This window comes from Ralstonia sp. 24A2, from assembly GCF_051783885.1.
Classification (GTDB): domain Bacteria; phylum Pseudomonadota; class Gammaproteobacteria; order Burkholderiales; family Burkholderiaceae; genus Ralstonia.
In genome coordinates this window covers 600,816-621,112 of sequence record NZ_JBPVZD010000002.1, presented here as the reverse complement: position 1 = coordinate 621,112, position 20,297 = coordinate 600,816, and the positions used below count along the sequence as shown (strand labels likewise).

Below are 20,297 nucleotides of genomic sequence, written 5' to 3'. Positions count from 1 at the left end.
CCACCATGACGCGCCTGCCGATCAAGCTAGGCCGCATTCTTCCCGTAGCCGCACTCTGCGGGCTGCTGAGCGCATGCAATGGCACTGTCAGCTTTGGCGACTTCGGCAGCAATTTTTCGATTGGTGGCACGGTCAGCGGCCTGCCGGGTGGGCAATCGGTCGTGCTGCTCAACAACGGCCGCGACAGCCTGACCGTCGCGTCGAACGGCAGGTTCGTGTTTGGCGGGTTGGTGCCCTTCAACGGCAGCTACCTGGTGACGATCAGTGCGCAGCCGGCGTCGGCCAACTGCACGGTGACCAACGCCAGCGGCACGGCCACCAATGATGTGAACAACGTGCAGGTGACCTGCGTGCCGCGTTAGGCGACCCACGCCGACCAAGAAAAAGCGCGGATCACGGTCCGCGCTTTTTCGTTGGAGCTCGCCGACTCAAGCCGATGCGCCGGCCTGCTCCTTCGTCCACTTTTCCATACGTCGATTCATCTCGTCGGGCGACACATCTTCCACGTGGGTGGACACGGTCCACACGTGGCCGAACGGGTCTTTGAGCGTGCCGGAGCGGTCGCCATAGAACTGGTCCACCACGGGGCGGACTTCCGTGCCGCCGGCCTTGAGCGCGTTGGCAAACACGGTATCGACGTTGGGCACGTAGATCATCAGCCCGACAGATGTGCTCTGCAGCGTGTCAGGGCTGGCGCTTGCCATGTTCGGCACTTCGTCGGCCATCATGATGACGGAATCGCCAATGCGGATCTCCGCGTGCATGACGCGGCCATCGGGGCCGGGCGCGCGCAGCAGCTCGGTCGCGCCAAAGGCCTGCTTGTAATACTCGATCGCGCGTGCGGCGCCTTTGATGCTCAGATACGGGGTGACGCTGTGGTAACCCTCGGGAATGGGCTTGACCGCCATGTCTGTCTCCTGCAGCGTGAATGAGGATGCGCCGCCCCGGCAATGACCGGGGCGGCGCACGAACAGGATAGGTCAGTGAGATGGCGCTTGTGGGGCAATCATGGGACGCAAACTACATTGCGCAACCCTTGCGTTACATCAGGCGCGCACGTGCGCCGCGAACGTCGCTTGCAGGGCCTGCACCGCCGCCGGCACATCGTCGGCCTGGGTGATGGCGCGCACCACGGCCACGCAGCCGACACCCGATTCCAGCACGCGCGGCATCGCTGCCAGATCGATGCCGCCGATGGCCACCAGCGGCGGTGCCGGCACGCGCGTACGCATGGCCGCCGCATAGGCGAACAAGCGGCCCAGGCCCTGCGGCACGGTCGGCATGGTCTTGGTGGGCGTGGCGAACACGGCGCCGAGTGCGAGGTAGCTCGGGTTCAGCGGAGCGACGCGCAGCATTTCAGCAAAGCCGTGCGTGCTGATGCCGAGGCGCAGGCCTGCGGAACGGATCGCCACCAGGTCCGCATCGTCGATGTCTTCCTGGCCGAGGTGAATGCCGTAGATGCCGCTGCTGGGCACACTCGCATGCACGTCGAGCGCCACTTGCCAGTGGTCGTTGATGAACAGGCGCGTGCCGCTGCCGCGAGCGGCGGCTTCTGCGCGGCGCACTTGCTCAGCAACCGCAGCCGCATCGTCGGACTTGAAGCGCAACTGCACGGTCGGCACCTTCAGTGCAACGAGGCGTGCGACCCATTCCGCATCCGGCACTACGGCGTAGATGCCGAGTTGCGTTGGGCACGGTGCGAAGGCGAGGTCCAGTGCAGTCGGGCACGGCAGCGCGGGTTCGAGCACGCGGGGCAGCGCATTGAAACGCGTCGGCCACGCCAGCGCATCCGCATTGCCTTCACTGATCCACGCACGGGCCACGCACAGTGCATCGCGCGGCTCGAATGCCAACGCGAGTGCTGCGCCGAAGTGGGCGGCGAAGCGCGTATCCAGCGCGTCGCCCTTCGTCGTGGAGGTGAAGCGGTACATGCCGAGGCGATCGTGCACGGTGTCGATGCGTTCGGCACCGCGCGTCTCGCTGAGTACGACAGCGGCGCCAGCCGCGCGGGCGCGGTCGGCCTGTGCGGCATCGGTGGTCAGCAGGACTGTGGTGGCCATGGTCGCTTCATCGGCACGGTCAGTCACGCTCCAGGCGTGCGGCGCGCGGCCGAAGGCATCCGCATGGCGATCGACGATCTGTGCAGCAAACGTGGCCGCTTCCGGCCACGCAGCAGAAAAACGCAGGGACGACATGCTCATGCGCTTTTCTCTTCCGCGTGCCAGAAGGGCAGGCCAACAACGGGTGTGCTGGCTTGCGCCACATCGCGCTCGGGCATCGGACCAGACAGACGTGCGAGGCGACCGGCCTGTGTGGCCATCGCAAACGCCTGCGCCATCGCCACCGGATCACCGGCTTGGGCGACAGCGGTGTTGAGCAGCACGGCGTCGTAGCCCCATTCCATGACCTGCGTGGCGTGCGAGGGCACACCCAGGCCCGCATCGACGATGAGCGGCACGTTCGGCAGGCGCTCGCGCAACAGGCGCAGGCCGTAGGGGTTGGTCGGGCCACGGCCGGTGCCGATGGGTGCAGCCCACGGCATCAGCGCCTGGCAGCCGACGTCGAGCAGGCGGCGGCACAGCACGAGGTCTTCGGTGCAATACGGCAGCACCTTGAAGCCGTCTTTGATGAGGCGTTCAGCAGCGGCGGGCAGCGCGAGCGTGTCGGGCTGCAGCGTGTAGTCGTCGCCGATGACTTCGAGCTTGATCCAGTCCGTCTCGAACACTTCGCGCGACATCTGCGCGAGTGTGTAGGCCTCGTCGGCGGAATAGCAGCCAGCGGTGTTCGGCAGCACCGGCACGCCGAGTTCACGCAGCATCTTCCAGAAGCCGGCGCCGCCCTCAGGCGAGCCCGCGCTCTGGCGACGCAGCGCCACGGTCAGCATGGCCGGGTTGGACACGCGCACCGCATCTTCCAGCGATTGCGGCGACGGGTAGCGCGCCGTGCCGAGCAGCAGGCGCGAGGCGAAGGTCTCGTCGTACAGGCGCAGCGGATCGGCTTGACCGGCGAGCGCGGAAAGATTCGTAGTGGTCATCAGATACTCCTAGCCACCCACGACGGGTTGGACCAAGGCAATGCGATCGCCTGTGTTGAGCGCGTGCTGCGCGTGGCGCGTCTTGGGCACGAAATCGCCGTTCACAGATGCAGCAAACGGCGGCGCAATCTGCAGTTGCGGCGCGGCAGCGCCAATGGCATCAGCCAGCGTGCTGCCGGCGGGCAGTGCGAGCGACAGGTCGTTGAGGGTGACGTTCAGCGTCATGACAAAACAGGTTCAGGCGATGCGCTTGCCGCGAACAGCTCGGGCCATTCGCTATCGTTCGCATCGAGGGCACGGCCGTCCAGCAGATCACGCGCGACGGCCACCGCCGCTTGGGTGACGGCGGGCGCGATCATGTAGCCGTGCCGGTACAGGCCATTCACCGACAGCGTGCCAGCGCCGTCCCAGCGCAGCGCCGGGCGGTGGTCAGGCAGGGTCGGGCGGCACTGCGTGTTCAGTTCCAGCACGCGCGCCTCGCCAAAGGCGGGGTGCACGGCATAGGCGGCGGACAGCAACTCCAGCGTGGAGCGCACGCTGGCCGGCGACATGTCGTCGGATTCGATCTCTGTTGCGCCGATCACGTAGACGTTGCCCGGCTTGGGCGCGATGTACAGCGGATAGCGCGGATGCAGCATGCGCACCGGCCGCGTGAGCGATACATCGGGCGCGTGGATGCGCGCCACCTCGCCGCGCAGACCACGCAGGCGCGGCCATTGCGGCTTGGCACCGAGGCCTCGGCAGTCGAGCACGAGACGTGCGCCAAGGCCAGCCGCCGCGAGGGCTTCCGGGCGCGGATCGGCGATCTCCGTGTTCCAGCGCAGTTGCACGCCGGCTGCTTCCAGTTCCGTCGCCAGCGCACCAAGCAAGGTGCGGTTATCGAGCTGGCCTTCGCCCGCCAGATACAGCCCCTGCGTGAAGCGTTGCGCGAGCAGCGGCTCCAGCGTGCCAATGCCGGCGGCATCCACTGCACGCAAATCGGCGGCCACACGTTCCGGCGGCGCGATGGCGCGCACGCGGCTGGCAAACAGCGATGCCTCTCCACGGTCCGCCGCATGCCACACGACCAGCGTGCCGGCCTCCTGAAAGAACACCGGCGTGCGCAGCTTCGGCAGCCAAGCGCGCCACAGCGCCAGGCTTGCCAACCCCAAGTCGACGACAAAGCGATCCGCCACGGCAGCTTCGGCAAGCGGCGCCAGCATGGCTGCGGCCACGTGTGCGGCGGCACTGCTGCCATCGCGCGCGCCGCGCTCCACCACGGCAATACGCGCGGGCGGCACCCCCGCTTGCGCGAGTTGCCAGGCACACAGGCGGCCGGCGAGGCCGCCACCGAGGATCGTTACGTCGAAGGGAGTCGGAGTTGGCATTTCGCCTGTTGGGTTAGCTGTAGATCTTGCTGCCCGTCTTGCGGAACTCGATCGACTTCTCTTCCATGCCCTGGGTTGCAGCAGTGGTGTTGGCGTCGAGCGAAGCCGCGTAGTCACGCACTTCCTGCGTGATCTTCATCGAGCAGAACTTCGGACCACACATCGAGCAGAAGTGCGCAATCTTGGCGCCTTCGGCCGGCAGCGTCTCGTCGTGGAAGGCGCGCGCCTTTTCCGGGTCGAGGCCGAGGTTGAACTGGTCTTCCCAGCGGAACTCGAAGCGTGCTTTGGACAGCGCGTTGTCACGCAGCTGCGCGCCCGGCCAGCCCTTCGCCAAGTCCGCAGCATGCGCAGCGATCTTGTAGGTGATGATGCCTTCGCGCACGTCTTCCTTGTCCGGCAGGCCCAGGTGTTCCTTGGGCGTGACGTAGCAGAGCATGGCCGTGCCGTACCAGCCGATGTTGGCTGCACCGATGCCGCTGGTGATGTGGTCGTAGCCCGGAGCAATGTCCGTCACCAGCGGGCCCAGCGTGTAGAACGGGGCTTCGAAGCAGTGCTTCAGCTCTTCGTCCATATTGGCCTGCACGCGTTGCAGCGGCACGTGGCCCGGGCCTTCGATCATCACCTGCACGTCGTGCTCCCACGCCTTCTTGGTGAGCTCGCCCAGCGTGTGCAGCTCGCCGAATTGCGCAGCGTCGTTCGAGTCGGCAATGCAACCCGGGCGCAGACCATCACCCAGGCTGAACGACACGTCGTACGCCTTCATGATTTCGCAGATCTCGTCGAAGTGCGTGTACAGGAAGTTTTCCTTGTGATGCGCCAGGCACCACTTGGCCATGATCGAACCACCGCGCGAGACGATGCCGGTGATGCGGTCAGCCGTGAGCGGCACATAGCGCAGCAGCACGCCTGCGTGGATGGTGAAGTAGTCGACACCTTGCTCAGCTTGTTCGATGAGCGTGTCGCGGAACATCTCCCACGTCAGGTCTTCGGCCACGCCGCCGGTCTTGTCCAGCGCCTGGTAGATGGGCACCGTGCCGATGGGCACCGGCGAGTTGCGCAGGATCCATTCACGCGTTTCGTGAATGTGCTTGCCGGTGGACAAGTCCATGATCGTGTCGGCGCCCCAGCGGATCGCCCACACCATCTTTTCCACTTCTTCAGCCAGCGACGACGTCACCGCCGAGTTGCCGAGGTTGCCGTTGATCTTCACGCGGAAGTTGCGGCCGATGGCCATCGGCTCCAGTTCCGTGTGGTTGATGTTGGCGGGGATGATCGCGCGGCCGGCAGCGATTTCTGCGCGCACGAATTCCGGCGTGATGTCTTCCGGACGCTGCGGCAGGTTCGCGCCGTACGAGAAGCCCGGATGCTGCTTGAGCAGTTGGCGGTACTCGGGCTTGTCTTGCAGCGCTTGCAGGTTCAGCGATTCACGCAGCGCGACGTATTCCATTTCCGGCGTGATGATGCCGCGGCGCGCGTAGTGCATCTGGCTCACGTTGGCTCCGGCCTTCGCGCGGCGCGGGTTCGTGAGCTGTGCGAAACGCAGGTGGGCCGTGGCCGGGTCATTGGCGCGCGTGCGGCCGTATTCCGACGACAGGCCCGAGAGGATTTCCGTATCGCCGCGCTCGTCGATCCACTTGGCGCGCAGCGGGGCCAGACCGGCCTTCAGGTCGATGTGCACGTCCGGGTCGGAGTACGGGCCCGAGGTGTCGTACACGGGCACCGGCGGGTTCAGCATCTCGCCCTTGTCGGTGCGCGTGGCGGTCTGCTTGATCGTGCGCATCGGCACGCGAATGTCTGCTCGGCTACCGGCAATGTAGGTCTTGCTGGAAGCCGGATAGGCGAACTTCTGGTCGAGCTCGGACTGCAGCGAGTCGAATGAGGCGGCGGGGGCGTTTTTGGCTTGGGGCATGGTCTCGTCCTTTGATTCTGTGGCCTGGTGGAGCAGGCTGTGGACGAAACCGGGAGGAGAGGCGGGGCCCGAAAGATCGGGTTGCCAGAGGCTCGGTGTTCTGAAGAAACTTCCCACGCCGGTACGAACCGGATCGGGTGCTAAGGGACTCTCTCAGCCGCACGGCCCATCCGTACGGCACCCCTGTTTCATCCAACGAGGGTGCATTTAAGCACAGCCGGATCGACGTTGCCAGCAGGAAAACCCGGCAGGTGACGGGCAGCAGGTCATTTCAGTCCAAACCCCCATGCAATGCGCTGCAAATGTGCTGCCTTCCGCACGGACATCGCGTGCCTTGATCTGGCGCAACGCAGTCGCGTTTCACCTATGCGACGCTCATTCCCATTTTCTTGTGCATTGCGGCAGAGCCGCTGGGGAGTTGTCATGCTGGAGCGTCGGTTCACACTCGCGGGGCACAGCCTCGTGCCCATCGTGCAGGGCGGGATGGGGGTGGGTATCTCCGCGCACCGCTTGGCCGGGGCGGTGGCGCGCGAAGGCGGCGTCGGCACCATCGCCAGCATCGACCTGCGGCATCACCATGCGGATCTCGTTGCTGCAACTGAGAAATCGCATGACAAGGACGCCATCAACGCGGCCAACCTCGTCGCACTGGATCGGGAGATCCGGGCCGCGCGCGAGGGTGCACAAGGCAACGGCCTGATCGCCGTGAACGTGATGAAGGCGGTGGAATCGCACGCGGCGCTGGTGCGGCAGGCGTGCGAAAGCGGCGCGGATGCGATCGTCATGGGCGCGGGCTTGCCGCTCGATCTGCCGGAGATGACGGCGGAGCATCCGAAGGTGGCGCTCATCCCGATTCTTTCTGACTCGCGTGGCGTGGGCGTGGTGCTCAAGCGGTGGATGAAGAAGGCGCGGTTGCCGGATGCTGTGGTGATCGAGCATCCCTCGCACGCGGGTGGGCATCTGGGCGCGGCACGCATTGAAGATTTGCGCGATGAGCGTTTCTCGTTCGCGCGCGTGTTGGACGAATGCCGTGAGTTGTTCGTGAAGTTGGGGCTGGCGGCGGAGCAAATTCCGATCATCCTGGCGGGCGGGATCGATTCGCATGCGAAGGTGCGGCATTGGCTCGATAAGGGCGCTGCCGCCGTACAACTCGGCACTGCGTTTGCAGTGACGGAAGAGGGCGATGCGCACCCGCGCTTCAAGCGTGTGCTGACGGGTGCGGAGGATGGCGACATTGCGGAGTTTGTCAGCGTGGCGGGCTTGCCGGCACGGGCCGTGATGACGCCTTGGTTGTCGCGCTACCTCTCGCGTGAGAGTGCGTTGCAGGCCAAGGCAAAGGTGCGGGATTGTTTGCAGGGGTTCGATTGTTTGCAGACGTGCGGATTGCGCGATGGCATTGGCAAGGTGGGGCAGTTTTGTATTGATCTGAAACTGGCGCAGGCGTTGCGGGGGGATGTGGAACGGGGGCTGTTCTTTCGTGGGGCGGGGAAGCTGCCGTTTGGGCAGACGATTCGGCCTGTGCGGGAATTGATGCATTACCTGCTGACTGGCGAAAAGCCCGTGGTGTCTTGAACCCTTGCGGTTCATCCCTTGTTTCATCCCCTGCCGGGCACGACTCACTTTCTTTGTCTTGCCAAAGAAAAGTGAGTCGTGCCCGGCAGGGTACGAAACAGGGATGCACCACCAACAAAAAAAACCAAACCCCAAAAACAAAGAACCAGCCCGAAGGCTGGCCCTTTGCCAAACACATGCCGCATCAGAACGGCGCACTGAAGGTCAATCGCACGCCCTGCTGCAACCCACCCATCCCCGTCATCACGTTGTAGTCCAGCCCAAACGTGAGCGGCCCAGTGCGGAACTTTGTGCCCAACCCGATCTGCACGCGGTCACGCCCAAACGGCGTACCGGGCACGTAATACGCAGGTCCGGACGAAGCAAGATCCGCATACGCCAGCCCCGCGTTGCTCTGCCCGTTGAAGTCGTGCTGATACTCCACACGTGCAAACGGCAGGAACGTGCCCCACTTGGTCTTCTGCGTGTACTCCGCACGCATGCCCAGCGTGCCGGACACCGTCGTCACCGTCTGCTCGAAGTACGTCAGCGCGTTGATGCCCGCCCCCGATTCACTGAACTGGTCCAGCGTCGATTGCGACACCGACAGGCGGCCGTACGGCGAGATCAGCCACGTGCGATCGCGATGCTCATAACCGGCCGAGACCGACGCGAACATCTGGCGGCCGTTGCGCTTGCCCGTCGCGAAGTCACTGGCGTCCGTGACCCAGCGGCGCGAGTCGAAGCTGAGCGTGCCGATGCCCGCCACACCATCCACGAACAGCGACGGCTGCGGACGGTAGCTGCCGTACAGCGCCAGGCTGTAGCTGTCGCCCGTGCTCTTGGTACCGGCATTGCCGATGTCAGTGGAATCACGCCCGTAGCCGAAGCCCGCGCCCACCGAGAGCTGATCCGACACGCGGTAGTCCGCACCCGCCGTCACCCCCCCCGTGGTGAAGCGGAAGCCTGAGCGCTGTGCCCCCGCGTTGGCAAAACCGAAGTCCAGCGTACCGGCGCTCCAGAACGCGAGGCGCGGGTCGGTGCTGTCCGCACCGGTGCCTGCGGCATCGGCGCCCGGCAGGTCGGGGCCGGTGTCGGCATTCGATTTGTCGCCGTTGCCAGTGCCGTTGGCTGCATCGGGGTTGCGCTTGCCGCGTGCGAATGGCCGTACACCCTGGCCGTCACCGCGCAGGCAGGCATCACGCGCGGCAATGCCAACCACGTCTTGGCAGCGCGCCTGCGCATCGGCTGCGCGCATCCCCGGCATGGCAACCGTCAGACCGTTGTCCGACGGCGCGCGGCCTGTGCCGTGCAGCGCTTCGAGGCGACGGTTGTAGTTGTCGATCTGCGTGGTCGCAAAACGTCGTGCCGCCTGGATCTGCGCGTTGATCAGGCCCGCCACATCCGGATCGGCCGACGGATCCTTGCGCGCCGTCACGCTCACCTGCACGGCGGCAGGCGTGGACGTGGCGTAAGCGTTGGACAGCGTGTACGTCAGCACCGCCGGGCCGCTGTACGTGCTCGACGGCGTGAAGTTCAGCACGTAAGTCGACGCAGCAGCGGCCGGGGTCTTCACACCGGCCGGCGCCTGAATCGCCTTCTGCACGATGCTGGCCGTGCCCGCGTTGGACGGCACCACCGACACCAGCGTCGCCCCCGTGAACGGTCCGCCCGTGGCGCCTTCGGTCAGGTCCACGCTCACCGGCTGGCCGGACGCTGTGGTGGCCTGCTTCTGCGGCGCTGCAATCGGCACGCCATTGACGTTGACCGTGACCGGAATCGGCGCAGAGGTGCCCGCCGTGTTGATCAGCGCGTAGGTGAAGTTGACCGCACCGGAGGTGGTCAGTGCCGGCGTATAGACGATGTCCAGACCGTTGATGACAGCCGTGCCGCTGGGCGGCGCACTGACGATGGCGATCGACGAGAACGGCCCGCCGGTCGCATTGGCCGTCGCGTGCACCGTGACGGGCGTACTGGACAACGTGGTCACTGTCACGGCCGGCGCGGTGCCGATCACCTGGCCCACCGTGACCGTATAGCTGCGCGTACCACGGTACGGCGCACCGGCACCGGTGCTGCTGTCGGTGGCCTGCACGGTGAAGGTGCTGGTGCCCAATGCGGAGGGCGTGCCCGACAGCACGCCGGTGCTGGTGTTCAGGCTCAGGCCCGCCGGCAGCGTGCCGGTGGACACCGCGTACGTGTACGGTGCAGTGCCGCCCGTAGCGCTGAAGGTCTGGCTGTAGGCCGTGGTGACCTGCGCAGCCGTGACGGCAGCAGGGCTCACCGTCACGGTCGGCGCGCCAATGTTGAAGCTGTAGGCGCGGCTGGCCGTGAAGCTGTTGGCGTCGGTGGCGGTGACGGTGAAGTTGAACGCACCGCCCGCCGTGGGCGTGCCCGAGAGCACGCCGGCCGAGCTCAGCGTTAGGCCTGCCGGCAATGCCCCAGCAGTGACGGCGTATGTGTACGGCGCGGTGCCGTTGCTGGCGCTCACCGTCTGGCTGTAGGCCGTGGCAATCGCGGGGGCTGGCAAAGTGGCCGGCGCCACCGCAATGGTGGGCGCAGACACCGTCAGCGCGTACGTGCCCGTCACCGCATACGGGCCGCTGCCGGTGCTGCTGTCGGTGGCGGTCACCGTAAAGTTGACCGTGCCGGCCGTGGTGGGCGTGCCCGACAATGTGGCCGTGCCGGCATTCCAGCTCAGGCCGGTCGGCATCGCACCGGAGGAAACCGCCATCACATAGGTGTACGGGCCAATGCCGCCGCTCGCACTGAAGTTGCGGCTATAGGCCGTGCCTGCCACCCCGTTGAGCGCGCCGGAGACCGGCGTGATCGTCATTGCAGGGGATGCAACCGTCAGCGTGTAGGCGCGCCCGGCTGCGTAGGGTGCGCCGGTACCAGTGCTGCTGTCGGTACTCGTCACCGTGAAGCTGAAGTTGCCGCCCGCCGTCGGCGTGCCCGACAGCACACCGGCCGACGACAGCGTCATGCCTGCAGGCAATGCCCCCGCCGTGATCGCATACGTGTACGGCGCCGTACCACCGCTGGTCGACACGCTCTGCGAGTAAGCCGTGCCCACCGTGGCACCGGGCACCGTGCCTGGGTTCACCGTGAGGATGGCAGACCCGATGGTCAGGCTGAGGCTGCGCGTGCCGGTGTAGCCGTTGGCGTCGGTGGCCCTCACGGTCCAGCTGAAGGTACCGCCTGCCGTGGGCGTACCGGAGATGGCGCCCGTACTGCTGTTCACGCTCAGGCCCGTCGGCAGCGAACCGGCCGTCACCGTGTAGGTGTACGGCGCCGTACCGCCACTGGCCGATACCGTCTGGCTATAGGCCACAGCCACCGTGCCTGCCGGCAACGACGACGGCGACACGGTGATGGCGGGCGCAGCCGCGGTCAACGTATAGGTGCCAGACGCGGTGTAGGGCCCGGCGCCCGTCGAGCTATCCGTGGCCGTGATCGTGAAGTTGACCGTGCCGGCAGCCGTGGGCGTACCTGCCAGTGTGCCGGCGGCCGTATTGAACGACAGGCCCGCCGGCAGCGTGCCGGAGTTGACGGTGAGGCTGTAGTGGTAAGGCGCCGTGCCACCGGCCGTGGAGAACGCCTGGCTGAAGGCCTGGCTGAGCGTGGCGTTCAGATTGCCCGAGGACGGCGTAAGCGTCAGCGTGGGCGCATTCAGCACGACCGAGTACGCCTGGCTGCCCGAGAAGCCATTGCTGTCGGTCGCCTTGATCGTGAAATTGAACGTTCCGCCAGCAGTCGGTGTGCCGGAAAGCGTACCAGTCGAACTGAGCGTCAGACCCGCAGGCAGCGCACCCGCCAAGATGCTGTAGCTGTACGGCGCGCTACCGCCGCTGGCCGTTACGGTCTGGTTGTAGGCCGAAGCGATGACCGGGTTGGGCAGCGTGCTCGGCGCCAGCGTGATGGCGGGCGCCGACACGGTCAGCGTGTACGAGTTCGTCACCGAATACGGACCGCTGCCAGCACTGTGGTCGGTGGCCATCACGCTGAAATTGAACGTGCCGGCCACGGTGGGCGTTCCCGACACCGTGGCGGTGGCCGAATTGAACGACAGGCCGGTCGGCAGCGCGCCCGAGGCGATCGTATAGGTGTACGGCGACGTGCCGCCGCTGGCCGAGAAGGTGCGGCTGTAGGCGGAACCGGCCGCAGCGCTCAGTGGGCCCGCGGATGGCGTCATCGCTAGCGTGGCCGCCGACACGGTCACCGAGTACGCACGGCTGCCGGTGTACGGCCCGCTGCCCGTGCTGCTGTCGGTGGCGGTGATGGTGAAGTTGAAGGCGCCGCCGGCCGTTGGCGTGCCAGACACCACACCGGCCGAACTCATCGTCAAACCCGCGGGCAGTGCGCCCGACGTGATGGCATACGTATACCCCGACGTGCCGCCGCTGGCAGTCACCGCTTGGCTATAGACCGTACCCACCGAGGTGCTGGGCAGCGTGGTCGGGTTCAGGTTGATGGAGGCAGGATTGGTGGTCAGGCTATACGCACGCGAGCCGGTAAAGCCGTTGGCATCAGTGGCCGTGATCGTGAAGTTGAACATACCGCCCGCCGTGGGCGTACCGGTGAGGGCGCCGCTGCTCAGGCTCAGGCCTGCCGGCAAGGATCCTGCCGTGATGGCATACGTGTATGGAGAAGCGCCGCCGCTGGCCGATGCGGTCTGGCTGTACGCCGTACCGACCGTTGCTGCAGGCAGCGTGGTGGGCGATACGGTGATGGTGGGGGCAGCGGTCGTCAGCGTGTAGGTGCCGGACGTGCTGTATGGGCCGGTGCCGGTCGAGCTGTCGGTGGCGGTCACCGTAAAGCTGACCGTACCCGCGGTGGTGGGCGTGCCGGACAGCACACCGGTGTTGTGGTCGAGCGAAAGTCCCGTCGGCAGCGTACCGGAATTGACAGCGAGGTTGTAACTGAACGGCGACGTGCCGCCGCTTGCGGTGAAGCTCTGGCTATACGCCGTGCCAGCCGTCGCATTGAAGCTGCCCGATGCCGGCGTGATCGACGGTGTGGGCGCGTTCACGACAACCGAGTACGCCCGACTGCCGGTGTAGGGGCCGGTGCCGGTTGAGCTATCCATGGCCGTGACGGTGAAGTTGAACGTGCCGCCCGCCGTGGGCGTGCCCGAGAGCGTGCCACTGGGCGACAGCGTCAAGCCTGCGGGCAAGCTGCCCGGCGGAGCAGTAAAGGTGTATGTCGAGGTGCCGCCGGTGGCCATCAGGCTCTGGCTGTAGGCAGAAGCAACCGTCGCGTTGCTCAGCGACACGGGCGACACGTTGATCGTCGGCGCATTGACGTTCAGCGTGAGCGTGCCGCTGGTGACCGAGAACGGGCCGGTACCGGTGCTGCTGTCGGTGGCCCTGACGGTGAAGTTGAACGTGCCGCCCGCCGTGGGCGTGCCGGAAATGCCGCCGGTGCTGGGGTCCAGGACCAGGCCTGCCGGCAGCGCACCCGAGGCGAGTGCATAGGTATACGGCCCCGTGCCGCCACTGGCCGCCGGGGCCAGCGTCTGGTTGTAGGACGTACCCACCGTGCCAGTTGCAGGCGATGACGGCGCATAGGTGATCGTCGCACTCGACACCGTGATGGTGGCCGTGGCGGGCGTCGACGTGCCGCCCGCATTGGTGGCCGTGTAGGCAAACGTATCGGTACCCGAATACGACGCGTTGGGCGTGTAGGTGATGGTCGTGCCCGAAGCGGTGGCCGTACCGTGGGCCGCGGGGGTGGAAACGGTCACGCTGGTGGCAGCGCCGCCGGTGATGCTCAGCGGAATGGCGTTGTTTGTGCTGCCGTGCGCCACGGTGGCGCTGGTTGCGCCAGCAATTGGCGGGGCCACGTAGGTGAACTGGTCGGCCGCGCTTGTGGTGCTGGTGCCCCCAGTTGTGGTCACCGTCACGTCGACGATGCCAGCCGAACCTGCGGGCGACGTGGCTATGATCGACGCGGCGCTGTTGACAGTGAAGCTGGTGGCGTTGGTCGCGCCAAACTTGACGGCCGTGGCGCCGGTGAAGTTGGTGCCGGTGATGGCGACGCTGGTGCCGCCTGCGGTTGAGCCTGCGGTGGGGGAAATGCTGGTCACCGTCGGCGAGGTCGGGATCACGGTAATCGTCAATGTCCCGGTGTTCGTCCAGGCGCCGTTGGGCGTGATCCAGAACGTCGCCGTATCAGTACCGGAGAAGGAGGCGCTTGGCGGCGTATAGACAAACTGGTTAATGCCGCCATAAGTAAAGCCGTAAACCTGGAGGGTGCCACCGCGCGCGGTTGTAATTGGGGGACTATTGGAGGAATCGTCCCCTGCTGCGTCGGATGCGATCCCGATGTTGTTCGGATCGCAGTTGTAATTGTCGGTACCTGGAGGGTAGCTGCCGCTCCAAGTACCAGTCAGCGGATAGGTTTTTGGCGTGTTCTGCGGCGTGGAAAACGCCACGGAACACGAAATCGCGAACGCCCCCTGCGACAACACCATCAACCAGATCGCCAGCATAGCCAACAGGCCCCGGCGTATCCATGCGCGCCCCGCTGCTCCCAAGCGTCGGAACATTGACCATCCGGCGACCCCATGCCGGCCATACGGGCTGCTTTGTGTCAGCACGCGCATTCTCCCTCGTCCCGCCCGCTGTATTGCGGGCTTTTCTCTTTAGCGTTCTGGGAAATCAGGCCTGACCGCCATCAGGCCCCCTTCGTGTTGGGGGAATGGCGTGCAGATTCAAATATCTACAACCAATTGCATAATGCATAACTATGCAATTGATTAAGTATTAACCCTTAGAAACCCCCCGCGAATCAGCGTGGCCTTTTCTTTAATTGGACAGCCACACCGATGCCGACGCGATGCTAGGAAAAGTGTCCCGTGCCGTCAATACCAACTTTCGGCTTAATCGTTACCCGGCAATGGTTTGGGCGGGCTCGTCTGCCTTGACATCGGAGCTTCATCGTATCGCTTGAAAATACCCTGCGACATGTCTTATTAGTACAACATACTCGTGTCGCAAATCAAATTGCAGTGTCGAGCCGGACAATGATAAAAATACCGGCCATCAAAAATTCAAAATCGTGGCAGTGCCACATCACGAGGGAGGGGGTTGTGGATCAATTCATTGGCGAGATTCGCCTCTGTGCATTTTCTTTTCCACCAAGAGGGTGGGCGTTCTGTAGCGGCGCGTTATTACCAGTACAGCAGAACACTGCGCTGTTCTCGCTGCTCGGCACCATGTACGGCGGCGATGGCCGGGTCACCTTTGCACTGCCGGACCTGCGCGGCCGTACCCCGCTGCACCGCAACCTTCAGAGCTACGTGCAGGGCGTGCAAGCAGGCTCGGAAACGGTCACGCTGAATGAGCAGCAACTACCGGCGCACAACCACCAGTTCGTCGTATCGACTGCACCAGCCACGTCGGTCAATGTCAGCTCGACGACGAATCACCTGCTCGCCGCCAGCAACCTCTACAACGCGACCGACCCGAATATCAAAGGCCCCGGCACGGTACTGTACGGCACACCCGGCACCCTGACGGCAATGTCGGGCGAAGCCTGCGGCTCTACCGGCGGCTCGCAGTCGCACGAAAACATGCAGCCCTCGCTGGTGCTGAACTACATCATCTCGCTGACCGGCATCTACCCGTCGCGCAGCTAGGAGTCCACTCATGGCAACACCATACATTGGCGAAATCCGTCTGTTCGCCGGCAACTTCGCGCCGGCAGGCTGGCTGCTGTGTCAGGGGCAGCTCATCAGCATTGCTGACAACGAAACGTTGTACATGCTGCTGGGCACGACCTACGGCGGCAATGGCCAGACCACCTTCGGCCTGCCCAACATGCAGGGCAGGCTGCCGATTGGCCAGGGTCAGGGCCCCAATCTGACCAACCGTGTGATCGGCCAGTCGATCGGCGTCGACAGCGTAACGTTGACGATCAACCAGATTCCTGCCCACACCCACACCATCAGCGCCACCAGCGCGGCGGCTTCGACCATCACGCCGGGGCCCGGCGTGCTACTTGCAACGACACCCGACACGAAGCCCTTCTACGATGACGGGACGCCCAACCCGCCGGGCAAGGCCGCAATGGCCCCACAAACGATCGGCACCACGGGTAGCAGCCAGCCGCACTCGAACCACATGCCGACGGCGTCCATCAACTACATCATCGCCACGGCGGGCATCTTCCCGTCGCAGAGCTGAGCAAGGGGCACTCCATGTCTGATGCATTTACTGGCGAAATTCGCGTCTTCGGCTTCAATTTCCCACCCGCGAATTGGGCCGCCTGCGATGGCACGATCCTCCCGATCTCGCAGAACCCCAACCTGTTCTCGATCCTGGGCGCCACCTATGGTGGTGACGGCAAAACGACGTTTGCCTTGCCCGATCTGCGTGGTCGTGCCGTGATGGGGCCGGTTGGCGGAGCGTTGAACGCTCTGCAGGGCACCCCCACGGTTACGCTGACGAGCGCTGAAATGCCCATGCACACGCACACCGCGTATGCCAACAACAGCCGCTCGACCGCGACAACGGCAGCAGGCCATTTGGCAGCCCGCTTCCAGGTTGCCAACAACCAGTCGTACATCGTGAACAACCCGCAGCCAGCACTCACAACACTGGCACCGCAAGCGGTTGGCCCGACCGGAGGTAACCTGCCGCACGACAACATGCAGCCGTACCTGGTGGCCAACTACTGCATCTGCCTGTCCGGCGTGTATCCGCCACGCTCGTAAGTCGCGCACCAATTGCGGACCGGCCGCGCACACCGCGCCGGTCCGTTTTTAGCTTCCCGATTTCCGCCTCTGTTTCTCCGCAGCCCCCATGACGATTTCCGCTGAGCTGTTCCAGCCGCATGTCGGCACCGCGTTCTCCGTGCTCCAGGAGCCGGGTCAAACGCCCAACCCCCAATTCACGCTGCGCCTGGACGAGGTGACCACTGCACCTGCCGCGCGCCCCGACCAGCAAGCGTTCTCCCTGTTCTTCGCGGGCGATAGCTCGTTCACGCTGCAACAGGGCACGTACTTCCTGCAGCACGACACGCTGCCCGAGCAGGCCATCTTCCTGGTGCCGATCGAGCGCAGTGCAGAAGGCTTCCGCTACCAGGCCTGCTTCAACCTCGGCTGAGGCGCCGCATGTCCGCATTCCCCATCGAGCGGCCCGGCACCACGCTGCGCCCGCTGACCGACGCCGATCAGCCCTTCCTGCTACACCTGTACGGCACCACGCGCGAGGTCGAGCTGCAGGCAACCGGCTGGACCAACGAACAGAAAGCGCAGTTCGTGCGGATGCAGTTCGATGCGCAGCAACGCGCGTACTTTGCCTACCCTGATGCGGCGTTCTTCGTGATCGAGCAGGACGGAGTGCCTGCGGGGCGCCTCTACCTGCAGCAGCGGGAAGATGCGTTGCTGATCATCGATATTTCACTGGTGCCTGAACGGTGTGGCGCGGGCATCGGCCATGCGGTGATCTCTGCTGTGTTTGCGCAGGCCGTTGCCGTGGGCAAGCGCGTGCAGATGCACGTGGAGCGCTTCAACCCCGCGCTGCGGTTGTATCAGCGGATGGGGTTTCAGTTGGTGGAGGACAAAGGGGTGTATTTGTTTCTGGAGTGGGATGGAGCGACCGCTCAGACGGCGGCGTCCGTATAGAAATCCCCCTCCACCCACCCCCACCCTCACTGGTCTACCATGGGCTCACAACCAAATGTGACACCCCAGGAGACCTTCAATGCCCATCGAGGCCACCCACCGCGTCTTCAACCAAGTCCCAGACTTGGCCGGCTTCAACCCGTTCACGTCAGACACCACGCTGCAAGGCGCCTTGGAACGCCTGAACGGCGGCTGGCATGCAGACGCGTTGCGCGCCTTCGGTGATCAGCTCGGCGCCCCCGAGACCCTGCGGTGGGCCGCCGAGGCCAACACGTACCACCCCGAGCTCCACACCCACAGCCGCACCGGCGAGCGCATCGACGCCATCCGCTTCGACCCCGCCTGGCACGCGCTGCTCGGCCTGATGCGCAGCCAGGGCCTGCAGGCCCTGCCGTTTGCCGACCCGCGCCCCGGCGCCTGGGCCGCCCGCACCGCCGGCTATTACATGCAGGCGCAGATCGAATCCGGCACGCTGTGCCCGGCGACCATGACCTTCGCCAGCATTCCCGTGCTGCAGAAGGAGACCGCATTGTTTGCCGACCTGGGGCCGCGCCTCTTTGCCCGCGAACACGATGCGCGTGACTTGCCGTGGCGCCAGAAGACCGCCGTCCTCGTCGGCATGGGCATGACCGAGAAGCAGGGCGGATCGGACGTGCGCAGCAACACCACGGTGGCCACGCCCTTGCGCGGCGAGGGGCGCGGCGCGACGTACGCCATCACCGGGCACAAGTGGTTCTTCTCCGCGCCGATGTGCGACGCGCACCTGGTGGTCGCACGCATGGGCGCGGAGGATGGCCCGCTGTCGTGCTTCTTCGTGCCGCGCTTTCGTGATGACGGCAGCAAGAACCCGATCCAGATCCAGCGCCTGAAGGACAAGCTCGGCAACCGCTCCAACGCCAGCAGCGAGGTGGAGTTCCGCGGCGCGGAGGGCATCCTCATCGGCGAGGAGGGGCGCGGCATCCCGACCATCATCGAGATGGCGACGCACACGCGGCTGGACTGCGTGATCGGTAGCGCGGCCATCCTGCGCCACGCGTTCATGCAGGCACTGCACCACGCGCGGCATCGCATGGCGTTCGGCCGCCTGCTGGTCGATCAACCGCTCATGCGCAACGTGCTGGCCGACCTGGCGCTCGAATCGCAAGCCGCGACCTTGCTGATGATGGAACTGGGCAACGCCTTCGAGCGTGCGGATGCCGACCCGCTGGCCGCCGCCTGGAAGCGCATCGTCACGCCCGCCGCCAAGTTCTGGGTCTGCAAACGCACCATCGAAGCCACCGGTGAGGCGATGGAAGTCTGGGGCGGCAACGGCTACGTGGAGGAGGGCCCGATGGCGCGTCTGTACCGCGAGGCACCGGTCAACTCCATCTGGGAAGGCTCGGGCAACGTGATGTGCCTGGACGTGCTGCGCGCCATCGCCCGCACACCGGACGATGCGCTGCGCCTGCTGCACGACATTGGCGAGCGTGCGCAGGGGCACCGTGCCGTGCGCGCGGAGCTGGCTGCGCTGCAAGCGATGCTGCATCAGCCGGGGGACATTCAAGAGACCTCCGCCCGCCGCATCGCGCAGGGGCTGGCACTCACTGCGCAGGCCGCATTGATGCTGGCCCACGCTCACCCGGACGATGCCGAGCGTTTCATCGCCAGCCGCTTCCACCATCAGCATGGCCGGGTGTTCGGCACGCTCGATGGGCACGCACAGGCGCTGGGCGCCGTGCTGCAACGCGCGTGGCCGGTGTGAAGACTCGGCGAAGAAAAAACCGGTGAAAGCGGGATGAAAGTCCGGATCGCCTAGGGTAGGTGCGCCGCGCGCCCACGCCCGGCATAAAAAGAACAAACAGACAGGAGACATCCCCCGTGCCGCACCCGACCCGCGCCTTGCTCGCGGCCGGCCTGGCGTTGTGCGCATTCCAGGCGTTGGCTGCATCCCCCGTGCTCGACCGCATCCGCGACACCGGCACCGTCCGGCTGGCCTATCGCGAGAACTCCGTGCCGTTTTCCTACCTCGATGGCGGCAAGCCGGTGGGGTATTCGATCGACCTGTGCGCGCGGCTGGTCGATGCGCTCAAGGTGGCGGCCAAGCGGCCCGACCTGAAGGTGCAGTACGTAGCGGTGACACCCGCCACACGCATCGCCGCCATCACCGAAGGCAAAGCGGACCTGGAATGCGGCTCCACCAACAACACGCGCGAGCGGCGTGAAAAGGTAGCGTTCACTATCCCGCACTACATTGCCAGCAGCCGCATGCTGGTGAAGACCAGCGCGGGCATCCAACGCTGGGAAGACCTCAACAACAAGACGGTGGTGTCCACGCGGGGCAGCACCAACGGCGGGCAGATCAAGGCGATGGCCGATGCGCGCGTGCTCAAGGTCAACGTGATCGAGGCCAAGGACCACGCCGAGGCCTTCGGCATGGTGGCCGCAGGCAAGGCCGACGCCTTTGCGATGGACGATGTGCTGCTCTACGGCTTCCGGGCCACCTCGCCCAACCCGGCGGACTATGCCGTGGTCGGCAGCAACCTGGCGGTGGCGCCATACGCAATCATGCTGGGCAAGGACGACGCCGAGTTCAAGAAGGTGATCGACCTGGCGATGTCGCGCACGATCCTCGATGGCGACGCCGAGAAGCTCTACAAGAAGTGGTTCCAGCAGCCAATTCCGCCCAATGGCGTGCATCTGGACATCCCGATGAGCTTCCTGCTGCGCGACTCGTTCAAGTTCCCGACCGACAAGGTGGCGGACTGACGCAACACCGTTAAGCGATGCACCAGCAAGGTGCTTGAGGGTATACCCGCAATCAGCGCA

At 65.4% G+C, this 20,297-nt stretch carries 16 protein-coding genes and 1 riboswitch; of the genes, 9 read left to right on the top strand and 7 right to left on the bottom strand.

The window, feature by feature from the left end; genetic code table 11:
* Positions 1 to 5 precede the first annotated feature (5 nt).
* Positions 6 to 362: a hypothetical protein gene (locus ACS13N_RS07700; protein WP_438931104.1), complete on the top strand. Its 357-nt coding sequence runs from the start codon at positions 6 to 8 to the stop codon at positions 360 to 362.
* Positions 363 to 428: 66 nt separating this feature from the next.
* Here ACS13N_RS07700 and ACS13N_RS07695 read toward each other — a convergent pair whose 3' ends face one another.
* The 6 genes from ACS13N_RS07695 to thiC form a co-directional block, all read right to left on the bottom strand.
* Positions 429 to 908: a VOC family protein gene (locus ACS13N_RS07695; protein ID WP_438931103.1), complete on the bottom strand. Its 480-nt coding sequence runs from the start codon at positions 906 to 908 to the stop codon at positions 429 to 431.
* A gap of 138 nt (positions 909 to 1,046) precedes the next feature.
* Positions 1,047 to 2,201, bottom strand: a complete 1,155-nt coding sequence (locus ACS13N_RS07690; RefSeq protein ID WP_438931102.1) for a thiamine phosphate synthase — start codon at positions 2,199 to 2,201, stop codon at positions 1,047 to 1,049.
* Positions 2,198 to 3,034 (bottom strand): thiazole synthase, encoded by an 837-nt coding sequence (locus ACS13N_RS07685; RefSeq protein WP_021197000.1) that lies wholly within the window; start codon positions 3,032 to 3,034, stop codon positions 2,198 to 2,200. The genes ACS13N_RS07690 and ACS13N_RS07685 overlap by 4 nt, the downstream gene beginning before the upstream one ends.
* 9 nt (positions 3,035 to 3,043) lie before the next feature.
* Positions 3,044 to 3,259, bottom strand: coding sequence for a sulfur carrier protein ThiS (thiS, locus tag ACS13N_RS07680; protein ID WP_438931101.1), 216 nt, complete (start codon positions 3,257 to 3,259; stop codon positions 3,044 to 3,046).
* A complete protein-coding gene (locus ACS13N_RS07675; protein WP_438931100.1) occupies positions 3,256 to 4,401 on the bottom strand; it encodes an FAD-dependent oxidoreductase in 1,146 nt (381 codons plus the stop codon). The genes thiS and ACS13N_RS07675 overlap by 4 nt, the downstream gene beginning before the upstream one ends.
* Positions 4,402 to 4,414: 13 nt before the next feature.
* Positions 4,415 to 6,310, bottom strand: coding sequence for a phosphomethylpyrimidine synthase ThiC (thiC, locus tag ACS13N_RS07670; RefSeq protein WP_438931099.1), 1,896 nt, complete (start codon positions 6,308 to 6,310; stop codon positions 4,415 to 4,417).
* Between the two features lie 93 nt (positions 6,311 to 6,403).
* Positions 6,404 to 6,505, bottom strand: a riboswitch (TPP riboswitch).
* Between the two features lie 228 nt (positions 6,506 to 6,733).
* On the opposite strand from thiC, the gene ACS13N_RS07665 reads away from it, so the two are divergent.
* Positions 6,734 to 7,882 carry an NAD(P)H-dependent flavin oxidoreductase gene (locus tag ACS13N_RS07665; RefSeq protein ID WP_438931098.1) on the top strand — a complete coding sequence of 383 codons (1,149 nt, stop codon included), beginning with the start codon at positions 6,734 to 6,736 and terminating at the stop codon, positions 7,880 to 7,882.
* A 184-nt stretch (positions 7,883 to 8,066) separates the two neighbouring features.
* Here ACS13N_RS07665 and ACS13N_RS07660 read toward each other — a convergent pair whose 3' ends face one another.
* Positions 8,067 to 14,468, bottom strand: a complete 6,402-nt coding sequence (locus tag ACS13N_RS07660; RefSeq protein WP_438931097.1) for a putative Ig domain-containing protein — start codon at positions 14,466 to 14,468, stop codon at positions 8,067 to 8,069.
* A 486-nt stretch (positions 14,469 to 14,954) separates the two neighbouring features.
* On the opposite strand from ACS13N_RS07660, the gene ACS13N_RS07655 reads away from it, so the two are divergent.
* The 7 genes from ACS13N_RS07655 to ACS13N_RS07625 all read left to right on the top strand — a co-directional run bounded on the left by ACS13N_RS07655 (position 14,955) and on the right by ACS13N_RS07625 (position 20,237).
* On the top strand, positions 14,955 to 15,503 hold the full coding sequence (locus ACS13N_RS07655; protein WP_438931096.1) for a phage tail protein: 549 nt from the start codon (positions 14,955 to 14,957) through the stop codon (positions 15,501 to 15,503).
* Between the two features lie 10 nt (positions 15,504 to 15,513).
* Positions 15,514 to 16,050 (top strand): phage tail protein, encoded by a 537-nt coding sequence (locus ACS13N_RS07650; protein WP_438931095.1) that lies wholly within the window; start codon positions 15,514 to 15,516, stop codon positions 16,048 to 16,050.
* Positions 16,051 to 16,064: 14 nt separating this feature from the next.
* Entirely contained in the window at positions 16,065 to 16,580 is a 516-nt protein-coding gene (locus ACS13N_RS07645) for a phage tail protein (protein ID WP_438931094.1), read from the top strand.
* Positions 16,581 to 16,668: 88 nt separating this feature from the next.
* Positions 16,669 to 16,971 (top strand): DUF6916 family protein, encoded by a 303-nt coding sequence (locus ACS13N_RS07640; RefSeq protein ID WP_438931093.1) that lies wholly within the window; start codon positions 16,669 to 16,671, stop codon positions 16,969 to 16,971.
* Positions 16,972 to 16,979: 8 nt separating this feature from the next.
* Complete coding sequence (locus tag ACS13N_RS07635; protein WP_438931092.1) at positions 16,980 to 17,492, top strand: GNAT family N-acetyltransferase; 513 nt, start codon at positions 16,980 to 16,982, stop codon at positions 17,490 to 17,492.
* Positions 17,493 to 17,571: 79 nt separating this feature from the next.
* Complete coding sequence (locus ACS13N_RS07630) at positions 17,572 to 19,233, top strand: acyl-CoA dehydrogenase family protein (protein WP_438931091.1); 1,662 nt, start codon at positions 17,572 to 17,574, stop codon at positions 19,231 to 19,233.
* Between the two features lie 116 nt (positions 19,234 to 19,349).
* Positions 19,350 to 20,237, top strand: coding sequence for an amino acid ABC transporter substrate-binding protein (locus ACS13N_RS07625; protein ID WP_438931090.1), 888 nt, complete (start codon positions 19,350 to 19,352; stop codon positions 20,235 to 20,237).
* The last annotated feature ends 60 nt before the right edge of the window (positions 20,238 to 20,297 follow it).